Consider the following 12,668-nt stretch of genomic DNA (forward strand, 5'->3'; position numbering starts at 1 on the left):
GTAAATGATCTATTCAATTTTTTTTATCTGTGCCATAATAAGAAACATGATTTATTGATTGCGTTATTTTTTAAAATATTTTTAAGGGAGGATGCAATATGAATGATCAAAAACTAAAGATTAATGGTGCACGTCTGCAGGAATCACTTGAAACGTTTGCCGGGTTTGGCCGGACAGCTCGAAACGGTGTGACACGGCTCGCTTTATCGGAAGAAGACCGCCTTGCACGCAATTATTTTCGCACATGCTGTGAAGAGATGGGCCTTTCCTTATCGGTGGACGATATGGGCAACATGTATGGGATGCTCCCGGGCCGTGAAAACAAACCGCCGGTTGTCATGGGTTCTCACCTTGACTCTGTTAAAAAAGGCGGACGCTTTGACGGTGTGCTCGGTGTAGCAGCGGGGCTTGAAGTCATGCGGACTTTAACAGAAAACGGCGTAAAGCCAAGTGTGCCGGTTGTCGTCATGAATGTGACTAATGAAGAAGGCGCCCGCTTTGAACCGTCGATGATGTCCTCCGGTGTACTTTCCGGAAAGTTTAACAAAGAAGAAATGATGGCCAAAAAAGATGTAGAAGGCATCACGTTTGGAGAAGCATTGCGATCGATTGGTTATGAAGGCAAAGTGGAAAACAGGATGAAAGAAGCGGCAGCTTTCTTGGAATTACATATTGAGCAGGGGCCGATTTTAGAAAGAGAGAAGCTGTCGATTGGCATCGTTGAATGTGTGCTCGGTATGGTCTGTTATGAAATTGAAGTAGCAGGTGAATCGGACCACGCTGGCACTACGCCTATGTCAATGCGCAGCGATGCCTTGTTTGCGGCGGTGGATTTAATCAAAGAAGCGAGAGAAAAGCTGGCTGGGCTTGGTGATGACCTCGTTTATACGATTGGACGGATGAACGTGTCGCCGAACATTCACACAGTCATTCCGAACAAAGTGGTTTTTTCATTGGAAGCAAGGCATACTTCCGCAGAAATGATCCAAAAAGTAGAGGACATCATTCGGGAGATGCAGGGGTCTGCCGAAAGAGCAGCATGCAATGTGAAAGTTCAAAAATTGTGGGGACGTGAGACGGTCTGGTTTGAGCCGGCGCTCTGCGATGCTTTTGAGCAGTCGGCTGCTTCACTCGGTTTTTCTCATAAGCGGATGGTGAGCGGAGCAGGGCACGATGCGCAGTTCATGGCTTCTTACATTCCGTCGGCGATGATTTTTGTGCCGAGCGTAAATGGGAAAAGCCATGATGAAGACGAATTAACGTCCTGGGAAGACTGTGAAAGAGGCGTGAATGTGCTGCTTGAAACGGTCCTTACTTTGATTTGAAAAAAGGGCTCGATCACTTATAGTGATCGAGCCCTTTTTTAAAGATTTCTAAAATGATATCATGCTGGGTTTTGCTCATCACATGCTGGCGAATTTCATTCAGTTCCGCAACGAGGCCGGCATCTAAATGCAGGTTGACGGTTTTTCCTTTGTCGGCCTGCTGCACATCAAAGCCGCCTTCACGTTTTTTTACCTGTCCTTCAAGCACGATAATGTCGCCAAAAGGAACACTGTCCGGCACTTGAATCATACTGCCTTCAAAAAAGATCTCTTTGGCATCTTCTGAAAAAGAAATGGCCAGCGAATGCCCGCTGTTACGGTTTTCATTCCGGATAAGCCGCGCTTTTTCCTGGTTGTCTCGTGTATTTTGAATGGAAATTTTGGCCTTCACGTTACACCCCTCCCCCTCGCAAGCAAGATTCTTTAACCCCTTTTTGTATAGTAAAGGTTGATTCTATCTGCACTGTATAATGAAACTCCCCTTGTTGAAGAACGGAATCCATCACCATCGCACGCTCCGATCCAATCCATACCTGGTCCAGCACCTCAAAAGCAGGGGCCAAATAGCCTTTTTCAAACAAGAAATGATACACACTTTCCTTCGGATAGATAAACCGCTTCTTGCCCTGTTTTGTGCGGAGCGCCGGGAATGCCTGCTTTTCATCCAGCACCTCGCCAAGATAGCCTTCATCTGCCCATCTTTTGATTGTGGACATATTTAATTCACGGCCCGTGTGCTGCCGGATGAGCTCGATGATTTCTTTGGATGAGACGAACTGTTTACGCTCTTCTTCCTGCTCGGAAACAGCCGCCAGCTGGCCGCGAAGCTGTTCAAGCTGAGACTCATATTCATTGATTCGCTGCTCCAATTCGTTCCTGTTCACATGTGTCACTTCTTCCGTTGGTATTCTCTTCATCCTACACTAAAATAAAGTTCGTTTGTCAGAAAATATACCAAAAATGATGTGCGCGTTTTTTGTTTGCTGTATAAATATTTTAAGATGCAATCAATAAATAATCAATAGACAGAAAACATGCAAGGGGGAACGAACGATGCACATGAATCGAATGAAGAACCGTTCTGTTTCACTAACGGACCTGTCTCAAAATTTTCTCGAAATTGAACCTGATTTAACGGCCAAGGAAGCAATGGATGAAGCAAATCGCTGCTTGTATTGCTATGACGCACCTTGTATTACAGCTTGTCCAACCTCGATTAACATTCCGTCGTTTATTAAAAAAATTGCTTCAGGCAATTTGAAAGGGTCGGCCAAAGTGATTATGGAAGCCAATCCGGTCGGGGCAAGCTGTGCGCGTGTTTGTCCGACAGAAGAATTGTGTGAAGGTGCCTGTGTCCTTAACCACGCGTCACAGCCAATTATGATCGGCAACCTCCAGCGGCATGCCACTAACTGGGCGATACATAATCACGCGCAGCTGTTTAAGGCGGGAGAGAAAAACGGAAAGTCGGCCGCGATTATCGGCGGCGGTCCGGCGGGGCTGTCCGCAGCGCGTGAACTGGCGCGCCTTGGATTTGAAGTTACCATTTTCGAAGCGAAGGAAAAAGCGGGCGGCCTTGATACTCATGGCATCGTATCTTTCCGTCTTCCGCAGCGCGTATCCATGTGGGAGGTCGAGCAGGTGGAGAGCCTGGGCGTTACCATTCGTACAAACACCATTGTGGGCCGCGATATCAGTCCGGACGACATTTTGGAGAGCTATGATGCTGTGGTGCTCGCGGTTGGAATGGCCAGTGTTCCGCCTATCGGCATCCAGGGAGAAGGGGCCAAAGGCGTTTACGATGCGATTGAATTTGTAGAATCGACGAAAATACCGCCGATGGATACCCATTTGATCGGAAAGAAGGTAGTCGTCATTGGTGCTGGCAACACGGCGATTGATGCAGCGACATGCTCGGTCCGGCTCGGTGCCGCCGATGTGAAAATGCTGTATCGGCGAACTGAAGCCGAAATGACCGCTTATGAATTTGAGTATGAATTTGCCAAGCAGGAAGGAGTGGAGTTCCGCTGGCTTACACAGCCGGTTGGAATTGTACAGGATGAGAAGGGGGCAGTTAAAGGCGTAACGTGTATCCGAATGGAGCTTGGCGCTGCTGATGAATCCGGCCGCTGCCGGCCCGTACCGGTTGAGGGTTCCGAGTTTACCGTCGAAGCGGACACGGTCATTCGTGCGATTGGGCAGAAGCGTTATACCGGCTTGATTGAAGCGTTTGGGTTAACTCATAAATGGGGCACCGTGAAAGTGGACCTGGACACACTCCAGACCTCTAATCCGAAAGTGTATGCGGCGGGAGATGTGATTTTTGGTGACGGGCAGGGGGATGCGATGGTCGTTACAGCAGCAGAACAGGGAAAACGGGCGGCTTACTCGATTTACAAACAGCTTGTCGGCTCTGGCATGGCGCAAACATCTTAAAAGGAGGAGATTTAGATGGCAGACTTACGTATAAACTTTGCAGGGATTCAATCACCTAACCCGTTTTGGCTGGCATCCGCACCGCCGACCAATTCCGGCTATCAGGTGCAGCGGGCGTTTGAAGCCGGCTGGGGCGGCGCCGTATGGAAAACACTCGGTGACCCGATTATTAATACATCCTCCCGGTTTGCGGCGCTGCACTTTAACGGCCAGCGTGTCGCAGGCTTTAACAATATCGAGCTCATTACAGACCGGCCGCTCGAAGTGAATTTAAAAGAAATTTACGAAACGAAAAAAAGGTTTCCCAATCATGCTGTCATCGCTTCCTTGATGGTTGAACCGAAGCAGGAAAAGTGGCATGAAATTGTGAAAAAAGTAGAAGCCGCCGGCGTGGACGGGCTCGAATTAAACTTCGGCTGCCCGCATGGCATGGCAGAACGCGGCATGGGTGCGGCGTCCGGACAAGTGCCGGAGCTGGTGGAAAAGCAGACGATGTGGGCCAAGGAAGCCGCCCGTACACCGGTTATCGTCAAGCTGACACCAAACATTACCGATATTACGGCCACTGCCTGGGCGGCTGTACAGGGCGGGGCGGATGCGATCAGCATGATTAATACGATCAACAGCCTCGCCGGCGTGGATCTGGATTCGTGGAATACGATTCCGCACGTGGCAGGAAAAGGAGCACATGGCGGCTACTGCGGCCCGGCCGTAAAGCCAATTGCTTTAAATATGGTGGCGGAATGCGCACGCAACCCGGAAATTAACGTTCCGATCTCGGGCATTGGCGGCATTGGCACATGGAAAGATGCGGCCGAGTTTATCTTAATGGGCGCTGGCAGCGTTCAGGTATGTACAGCGGCAATGCACCACGGGTTTAGCATTGTCGAAGATATGATCGACGGCTTAAGCAATTATCTCGACAGCAAAGGACTTGCTTCGGTTGAAGAGTTAATGGGCCGGACCGTTCCGCGTTATTCCGACTGGGGCAATCTCGACTTAAATTACAAAGTGGTCGCCCATATCAACCGCAATACATGCATCAACTGTAATAAATGCCATATCGCCTGCGAAGATACAGCACATCAATGTATCGAGATGCTGACGTCTTCAGATGGCAGCAAATATTTGCAGGTTCGTGAGGAAGACTGTGTCGGCTGCAATCTTTGCTCCATTGTCTGCCCGGTGGACGGCGCCATCGACATGATGGAAATTCCAAGCGGCCCGCCAATCACTTGGAACGAACGCCAGGCGGCCATTAAACAGCCAATTGCTTAAAGAAAAGGAGCGGATAAGCATGAAAAAAATCATTAAAAACGGCGTCATTGTAACGGCAGTGGATCAATACGAAGCGGATCTGCTCATTGAAAACGGAAAAATCACCCAAATTGGTGCTGCGCTGGAGGAAGCGGCAGATGAAGTGATTGATGCAAAAGGTGCTTACCTGTTCCCAGGCGGTGTTGATCCTCATACACATCTAGACATGCCGTTTGGCGGTACAGTCACAGCAGATGATTTTGAAACGGGGACGATGGCAGCCGCGTTCGGCGGCACAACGACCATCATTGACTTCTGTCTGACAAACAAAGGGGAGCCGCTGCAAAAAGCGATCCGTACGTGGCATGAGAAATCAAAGGATAAAGCCGTCATTGATTACGGCTTCCACCTGATGATTGGGGAAGTCAATGACGCGGTGCTGGCGGAGATTCCAGAGGTGATTGAAAAAGAAGGCATTACGTCCTTCAAAGTATTTATGGCGTATAAAAATGTGTTTCAAGCAGATGACGCAACGCTGTTTCGTACACTGCTCACAGCAAAGGAGCATGGCGCTCTCGTGATGGTTCATGCGGAAAACGGTGATGTGATCGATTACCTCGTAAACGACGCCCTGGAAAAAGGGCATACGGAACCGATTTACCACGCGCTTACACGCCCGCCGGAAGTAGAAGGAGAAGCAACCGGACGTGCAGCCGCGCTGGCCGGCCTGGCAAATTCCCAGCTGTACGTTGTGCATGTGTCGTGCGCGGAAGCTGCCCATAAAATTGCAAAGGCACGCCAAAAAGGCTTTCAAGTTTGGGGCGAAACATGTCCACAATATTTGCTGCTCGATCAACATGATTTAGAAAAGCCGGATTTTGAAGGCGCTAAATACGTCTGGTCACCGCCTCTTCGTGAAAAGTGGAACCAGGATGTACTGTGGGACGCACTGAAAAATGGCCAGCTGCAAACGATCGGCTCTGACCAATGTTCTTTTAACTTTAATGGGCAGAAGGATCTCGGACGGGATGACTTCTCAAAAATTCCAAACGGGGGCCCGATCATCGAGGACCGATTCAGCCTGCTGTTTTCGGAAGGAGTGAAAAAAGGGCGCATTTCCATTCACCAGTTTGTTGATCTCGTGTCGACCCGCTCAGCAAAACTATTCGGCCTGTTCCCGCAAAAAGGCACGATTGCGGTCGGCAGCGATGCGGATATCGTCATTTTTGATCCAAACAAAGAGCGGGTGATCTCTGCCGAAACCCATCATATGAACGTCGATTACAGCGCCTTTGAAGGAATGAAAGTAACAGGTGAGCCCATCTCCGTACTTTCACGTGGTGAATTTGTCATCCGGGAAGGAGAATTTACCGGCAAGCCGGGAAGCGGACAGTACATTAAAAGAAGCCGCTATAACAGTATGCAGGCACGTCAGGCTATCATTGCCCAATAATTATCCAATGAAAGAGGAGGAATCATAAATGAAAGAGCCCAGCCGTTATTTAAAATCGCCGGATTTGCTGCCGATTGCTCACCGTGACCGTAAAATTGGGACGTTTGGTTTTGCGCTTATGTGGATTGGGATGGCGGTTGTGCTGGCTGCTTTTGCCATCGGCGGAGCGGCGGTGGAACAAATGCCGCTTTCATGGGTGCTTGCCGCCTCTTTTATCGGCTGTGTGCTGATTGGCCTGTTTATTTCCATTATTGCAGATATCGGGATCGAGCATGGGCTGTCTTTCCCCGTTTATATGCGGGCGCCGTTTGGAACAATCGGAACACATATCCCATCAGCGATCCGCGGTATTGCCGCATCCATGTGGTTCGGAATCAACACGTATTTCGGCGCTATGGCGATCAACGGTATTTTAAATGTGATGTTTGGCTTTGACAACTGGTTCGTCTGCTTTTTAGCTTTTGTGGCGGTGCAGGTCGCCAATACGATTATTGGGATCAAATCGATTGAGAAATTTGCAGATTTAGCTGCGCCTATTATTATTTTAATTTCACTCTGGATGTATGTCACACTTGCCGACCAGGCGGCGGCTGCCGATAAAAATGTTTGGTCCTGGGTGGAAAACCCGCTTACCGGCGGTTTGCTGTTTAATGCTTTTATGGTCGTGGTTCTTGGAAATATGGGGTATTGGTCGACGCTGGCGGCCGATATTTCTTCGATTTCCCGTTTTATTAAAGCGCCGCAATTTGAGCGGAACTGGATCAAACGCAATAAAAGTGTGCTGGTCGGCAGTTTAATTGCCATGCCGCTTACGCAAACCTTTGTAGTAGCGATTGGCGGTGTTGCTTTTATTGCAGTCGGCAACTATGATCCGGTTGCCGCCTTGCAGGAAACATCCAGCGGGCTTGTGCTGGCTGTTTTGCTGCTGCTTATCGTTTTTGCCCAGTGGTCCACGAATACAGCAGCCAATCTTGTACCGGCTGCCACTGTGTTTTCAAACATTGGCGGCCCGAAAGTACCGTTTTATGCAGGTGTAATCGCAGCAGGCGTGATCGGTATGGTCACCCAGCCGTGGAATTTATTTAACGTTTTAATGCCGTTTCTGCTCGTTGTCGGCGGGGTGCTTTCCGCCATTGTCGGCATTTTGTTTGCAGACTATTATTTGATCCGCAAACGCCGTGTGAATGTGCCGGACTTGTATGAAATGAAAGGGCAGTACCGTTATCATTACGGCGTGAACTGGGCCGGCATTATTTCCTGGGTAATAGGCGGCACGCTTGCTGTCATTTTTTCAACCTATTCGTTTTTTGTCGGCTTTGCGGTCGGCGCCGCTGCATATTATCTATTAGCGAAGTTTTGGTGGTTCCGCTCATACAAGCAGGCTGAGCTGGAAGACCCAAGTGACGACAAATACCTTGGCGTGACGGTCGGCCGTGATTGGACCATTCCATCAGAAAGCGAAACCGCAGCTGATGAACTGCCGCCGGCTGCGATTGAAAAATTGTAAAAAGGGGTGAGGGAGAATGTCCGATTACAAAGGGTTTATAAAAGAAAAGGAAGCCATCGATGCACTCATCGATGACGGCTATCGGATTATCGCGGTAAGAGAAACGCTTGAAGGGGATTTTATCGAGTTTGAACGGCATATTGAACGAAAGGAACTACACCTTTTAACAGCTGATGCACGCAAATACATTGGAACGCTCATTGTCGAAGCAAAAAGGGGAAGCAAAAACTCATACGGAGGCACATATGAAGAAGCGGGTGCAGCAGGATCCTGACCGCTTTCTCATGGAAGGTGCGCAGTAAAAGATCTCAAAACAGCCTTTATCCGTTTTACTTATACGGATAAAGGCTGTTTTCTGTTTGAAAAACGAAAACACAAATAAAATTGATGTCAGAAAATGTTACATGAAATGATGATTAAACATGTAAAGCGTATATAGTGAAAATTGTACAATATATTCGTAGCAGTGGAGGGAGACGGTTTGATGAAGCTTAAAAAAATGATTGGTGCATCTGTTATGTCTGTTTGTTTATTAGCTCCAGGAGCAGGGGTTTATACGGGTTTACCCGTACAGGCAGCTACAACGACTGCTTCTACAACGGTTAAAAGTGCAGACACCGATCTGCCAAACGTAAAGATTTTAGCAACAGGCGGTACGATCGCAGGCTCTTCTGCGAGCAATACGGATACAACGGATTACAATGCCGGGGAACTCGGTGTGGAAACCTTGATCAAAGCTGTTCCGGAAATGAAAAAGCTGGCTGATGTGAGCGGAGAGCAGATTGTCAACGTCGGCAGTCCGGAAATTAACAACGATATTTTACTGAAGCTTGGCAAGCGTATTAATACGCTGCTTGCGTCCGATGATGTGGATGGAATTGTCGTCACACACGGGACAGATACATTAGAAGAAACAGCTTATTTTCTTAATTTGGTCGTGAAAAGCACAAAGCCGGTCGTGGTGGTCGGTGCGATGCGTCCGGCTACAGCCATTAGCGCTGATGGGCCGATGAATTTATATAATGCTGTGAAACTGGCGGCAAATCCATATGCGAAGAAAAAGGGCGTTATGGTCGCGTTTAACGACCGAATTGGTGCAGCGCGTTACATAACAAAAACAAACACAACAGCTCTCGATACATTTAAATCCTTAGAGCAGGGCTATTTAGGCGGTTTTGCAGGTGAAAGTGTTTATTTCAGCTCCATCTTAAATAAGAAGCATACGACACAGACTGCTTTTGATATTTCAAAAATTGAAAAGCTTCCTCAAGTAGATATCTTATATTCTTACCAAAATGAAGGAAGATATTTGGTTGATGCCGCTGTGGAAGCAGGAGCCAAAGGGCTTGTTGTAGCGGGCTCTGGTAATGGGTCCATGTCGAGTATCGCAAGAGAAGGAGTGAAAGATGCGGCAGAAGAAGGAGTAGCGGTTGTCCGCTCTACACGCACAGGCAGCGGAGTTGTCACACACAGTCCTTCAGACGACAAAGACGGCCTTGTTTCTGCCGATTCCTTAAATCCGCAAAAAGCCCGTATTTTGTTAATGTTAACTTTAACAAAAACGAGCGATCCGAAGAAAATCCAGCAGTATTTCGATAAATACTAAAACAACATTCAAATAAAAACCTGTCCCTCTTTCGAAATGAAAGAGCGGCAGGTTTTTATTGCTTTCCGTTCATTTTAAGGTGAGATTTTCTGCCAATAACTGAAATCTATTTGGGTGAATGTGGTAAGCTAGACTCAATTTTACATTGCAACGTTTGCCTGCCGGTCAATAAAGCGTGAAATGGAGGCTGGGAGAATGAAAAGAATGGGTTATCGTGGAGTGAGTTTTAGAGAAGCGAAACGTGTAGTCGCTACTCAATGTTACGAGCGGGTGGAAAGGCGGCAGTTTGAAGACGGCGTTCAAGCGCGGTCTATTTTTGGTCCTGGCCTTTATTTAATCAGCGATGCAAAGCTTGCTGCCCACTATGCATTTTGTCACGCAGAAGCAGAAGGAAGCAGCCGGGCAGCCGTGTTAAAGCAGGACATCCAGCTGGATCGGCCTATGGTTATTAACTGCCGGTACACGGAAACAGATCTTAGGCGGGATGCACTTGAGTGGAAATATGCCGAAAGAGCGGTGCCTGTTGTTCGCCCGGAACACGTTCATGCATGGATTGGCCGGATCACCAAAGACTATCTTCTGGCTCACTCTTTTGATGGAATTGTGTATCACGTGGACGATACGGTTATTTATTATGTTGCTTATTTTCAAGAAAAACAGATCCATGGCATTGATCTCGCTTTTACATTTACAATGACTGGTGCATAAAACAGTTTGTTCAAGCGTAAAAGCTCATTCTTTTGATACAATAAGGAGAAGAATGAGTAAAGGAAGTGGCGCGTATGATCAGACGGGCTTTGCTGTTGTTCTTTTTTGTTTTCGGCAGTATCGCCGGCCCTGGACAGGCGGCGGCCATCCATTATATAGCGATTGGTGATTCGCTTGCAGCGGGCCAGACGCCGAACCGGGAAATTGGAGCAGGGTATGCAGATATGATTGCGCTTGCGATCCGGCCGGATTCTTATTCAAAGGAGCTGGCGATTCCCGGCTACACGGTAAGTCAGGTGATCAGCCAGGTGGAAAGTGCGGCGGGGAAAAAAGCCATTCAGTCGGCTGACCTCATTACCATTTCAGCGGGTGCGAATGACCTGCTGCCGCTTATTCAAAATGATCCGAAGCGCGGGCTGCTTACCTTTAACGCAGTAACGGCTGCTTTTGCCTTAAATGGCGTGAGGGAAAACTATGCGGTGCTGCTTGAGAAAATTAAAGCACTGAACCCGCAGGCGGATATCTATGCAATGGGTTATTATTTCCCGTATCCTCATGTGTTCGACCAGCACAAGCCGGCCGTTAGTGAGCAGCTGAACCTGCTTAACCAGATCATTAAACAAGAAGCGGAGAGAGCGGGTGCCGTCTTTGTTCCGGTGGCGGACCGTTTTGGACTGGACGGAGTGGAGTATGTGCCGAACCCGGGCGATGTGCATCCAAACGGCGCAGGCTATCTGCAGATGGCGAATGCCTTTTTAGCTGTATATGCTCCTGGTACAAAGCTGCCTTCCTCCATTTTAGGACAGCTGCCGAAGCCGATCCCGCTGGCTGATTTAATCAAACAGCAGCAGGAGAAAAAGGCAGCGGAAGAAACGGATCAAACAGCGGCTGTACAAGGCTGTACAAGGGAAGAAGTATATGCCGCTGCACTTTAAAGCATGAATAGGCATGTACGAATAGAAGGAAAATAAAAAAAGCGTTCACGAATCCGTTTTGGATTCGTGAACGCTTTTTAGGTTACATTTTTAATTGGCTCATCGTATAAACAAATACGACCGCAATTGTAATCGGCACAATCCAGCGCATAAGCGGCAGCCAGTACGCGTACGTAGAGCCGAAGCGGCCGGCATTGAGTTCGTACTCGCTTTTTACAATCGCCTGATCCATCCGCCAGGCAATAAACAGCGCGATCAGCAGGTTGCCGAGCGGCAGCAGGATATTGCTGACGAGATAATCGGTCATATCAAAAATGTTGCGGCCGAAGTAGGAAATATCGGCGAACGCACTAAAGGACAGAGCCGCAGGAATGCCCGCTAGAAAAACGATGATACCGGAGATAAGTGAAATCTTTTTACGTGATGCTGCTTCCCCTTTCGTAAAAGCTGCGGTGATAATTTCAAGCAGGCTGAACGAAGAAGTAAGCGTTGCAAACAAAAACAGCAGTAAAAACATAAATAAGAACAATTCACCAAAAGGCATTTGCGAAAAAACAGCCGGCAGTACAACGAACAGAAGCCCAGGCCCAGCTGTTGGCTCTAAGCCGAATGCAAAAACGGCCGGGAAAATGGCAAGTCCCGCTAAAACGGAAACAAAAATATTCATAATCGCCACAGAACCGGCAGACGAGGGAATACTCACGTCTTTACCTAAATACGAGCTGTAGGTGACCATGCAGGAAAATCCGACAGCCAGTGAGAAAAAGGAATGTCCAAGTGCGTATAAGACAGCTTCTGCATTAATTTTCGAAAAGTCCGGCTGCAGGAAAAATGCCACGCCTTCCATCGCTCCGTTGAGTGTTAAGGAGCGGATCACTAAAATAATGAAGAAAATAAATAAAAGAGGCATCATATATTTGCTGGCAAACTCAATGCCTTTTTGGACGCCGGCTGCAATGACAATAATGTTCAGCAGCATAAAAAGAGCGTGGCCGCCAATCGTCAGCCAGCCATTTTGGGTCATCGCGCCAAACATGGCACCGGGATCACCGCTGCCGATGACACCGCCATAAAGAGCACGGATGGTATAAATGAGTACCCAGCCGCCGACTACGCTGTAAAAAGAAAGCAGTAAAAAGCAGCCGACTACGCCGATTTTACCTGTGAGTGTCCAAAAAGAATCCGGCGCTAATTTTTTATAAGCACCAACCGCTTCCCGGCCGGAACCGCGTCCAATAATAAACTCTGAAATCAGCATAGGAAGCCCGATTAAAAGAGTGAAAATAACGAATAAAAGCAAAAAAGCACCGCCGCCGCTTTGGCCGGTTACATAAGGGAATTTCCAAATCGCCCCAAGCCCAATCGCCGCGCCGGCTGAGGACAAAATAAAGCCGATCTTCGACGACCATTGTTCTTGTTTCTCCAATTGCTTTGCCTCCAA

The 12,668-nt window shown here is 48.2% G+C and carries 12 protein-coding genes; 9 read left to right on the forward strand and 3 right to left on the reverse strand.

The features are described from left to right. Positions 1-98 precede the first annotated feature (98 nt). Entirely contained in the window at positions 99-1,325 is a 1,227-nt protein-coding gene (locus M3221_RS10065; RefSeq protein ID WP_251271478.1) for a Zn-dependent hydrolase, read from the forward strand. A 13-nt stretch (positions 1,326-1,338) separates the two neighbouring features. On the opposite strand, the gene M3221_RS10070 is transcribed toward M3221_RS10065, so the two are convergent. Next, positions 1,339-1,716: a hypothetical protein gene (locus M3221_RS10070; RefSeq protein WP_251271480.1), complete on the reverse strand. Its 378-nt coding sequence runs from the start codon at positions 1,714-1,716 to the stop codon at positions 1,339-1,341. A 1-nt stretch (position 1,717) separates the two neighbouring features. After that, positions 1,718-2,209 (reverse strand): hypothetical protein, encoded by a 492-nt coding sequence (locus tag M3221_RS10075; protein ID WP_251271481.1) that lies wholly within the window; start codon positions 2,207-2,209, stop codon positions 1,718-1,720. Between the two features lie 175 nt (positions 2,210-2,384). On the opposite strand from M3221_RS10075, the gene M3221_RS10080 reads away from it, so the two are divergent. From M3221_RS10080 to M3221_RS10115, 8 genes are all read left to right on the forward strand, one after another. Then, positions 2,385-3,761, forward strand: a complete 1,377-nt coding sequence (locus M3221_RS10080; protein ID WP_251271770.1) for an NAD(P)-dependent oxidoreductase — start codon at positions 2,385-2,387, stop codon at positions 3,759-3,761. A gap of 15 nt (positions 3,762-3,776) precedes the next feature. After that, a complete protein-coding gene (gene preA / locus M3221_RS10085; RefSeq protein WP_251271483.1) occupies positions 3,777-5,039 on the forward strand; it encodes an NAD-dependent dihydropyrimidine dehydrogenase subunit PreA in 1,263 nt (420 codons plus the stop codon). A gap of 19 nt (positions 5,040-5,058) precedes the next feature. Further along, on the forward strand, positions 5,059-6,471 hold the full coding sequence (hydA, locus tag M3221_RS10090; RefSeq protein ID WP_251271485.1) for a dihydropyrimidinase: 1,413 nt from the start codon (positions 5,059-5,061) through the stop codon (positions 6,469-6,471). Positions 6,472-6,499: 28 nt separating this feature from the next. Continuing rightward, on the forward strand, positions 6,500-7,978 hold the full coding sequence (locus M3221_RS10095) for an NCS1 family transporter (RefSeq protein WP_251271487.1): 1,479 nt from the start codon (positions 6,500-6,502) through the stop codon (positions 7,976-7,978). Positions 7,979-7,994: 16 nt separating this feature from the next. Continuing rightward, positions 7,995-8,252 (forward strand): hypothetical protein, encoded by a 258-nt coding sequence (locus M3221_RS10100; RefSeq protein WP_251271488.1) that lies wholly within the window; start codon positions 7,995-7,997, stop codon positions 8,250-8,252. A 210-nt stretch (positions 8,253-8,462) separates the two neighbouring features. Further along, positions 8,463-9,584 (forward strand): type II asparaginase, encoded by a 1,122-nt coding sequence (locus M3221_RS10105; RefSeq protein ID WP_251271490.1) that lies wholly within the window; start codon positions 8,463-8,465, stop codon positions 9,582-9,584. Between the two features lie 195 nt (positions 9,585-9,779). Then, positions 9,780-10,292 (forward strand): hypothetical protein, encoded by a 513-nt coding sequence (locus tag M3221_RS10110; RefSeq protein WP_251271491.1) that lies wholly within the window; start codon positions 9,780-9,782, stop codon positions 10,290-10,292. A gap of 74 nt (positions 10,293-10,366) precedes the next feature. Then, on the forward strand, positions 10,367-11,227 hold the full coding sequence (locus tag M3221_RS10115) for an SGNH/GDSL hydrolase family protein (RefSeq protein ID WP_251271494.1): 861 nt from the start codon (positions 10,367-10,369) through the stop codon (positions 11,225-11,227). 82 nt (positions 11,228-11,309) lie between these two features. Here the strand turns inward: M3221_RS10115 and M3221_RS10120 are convergent, their stop codons facing one another. Further along, positions 11,310-12,653, reverse strand: a complete 1,344-nt coding sequence (locus tag M3221_RS10120; protein WP_251271495.1) for a sodium-dependent transporter — start codon at positions 12,651-12,653, stop codon at positions 11,310-11,312. Positions 12,654-12,668 lie beyond the last annotated feature (15 nt).

Origin of the sequence: Domibacillus indicus, assembly GCF_023715895.1 — a bacterium.
Classification (GTDB): Bacteria; Bacillota; Bacilli; order Bacillales; family Domibacillaceae; genus Domibacillus; species Domibacillus indicus_A.

Coding starts and splice junctions, on each gene's coding strand:
- M3221_RS10065 (WP_251271478.1), top strand. CDS start 99: ATGAATGATCAAAAACTAAAGATTAATGGTGCACGTCTGCAGGAATCA.
- M3221_RS10080 (WP_251271770.1), top strand. CDS start 2,385: ATGAATCGAATGAAGAACCGTTCTGTTTCACTAACGGACCTGTCTCAA.
- preA (WP_251271483.1), top strand. CDS start 3,777: ATGGCAGACTTACGTATAAACTTTGCAGGGATTCAATCACCTAACCCG.
- hydA (WP_251271485.1), top strand. CDS start 5,059: ATGAAAAAAATCATTAAAAACGGCGTCATTGTAACGGCAGTGGATCAA.
- M3221_RS10095 (WP_251271487.1), top strand. CDS start 6,500: ATGAAAGAGCCCAGCCGTTATTTAAAATCGCCGGATTTGCTGCCGATT.
- M3221_RS10100 (WP_251271488.1), top strand. CDS start 7,995: ATGTCCGATTACAAAGGGTTTATAAAAGAAAAGGAAGCCATCGATGCA.
- M3221_RS10105 (WP_251271490.1), top strand. CDS start 8,463: ATGAAGCTTAAAAAAATGATTGGTGCATCTGTTATGTCTGTTTGTTTA.
- M3221_RS10110 (WP_251271491.1), top strand. CDS start 9,780: ATGAAAAGAATGGGTTATCGTGGAGTGAGTTTTAGAGAAGCGAAACGT.
- M3221_RS10115 (WP_251271494.1), top strand. CDS start 10,367: ATGATCAGACGGGCTTTGCTGTTGTTCTTTTTTGTTTTCGGCAGTATC.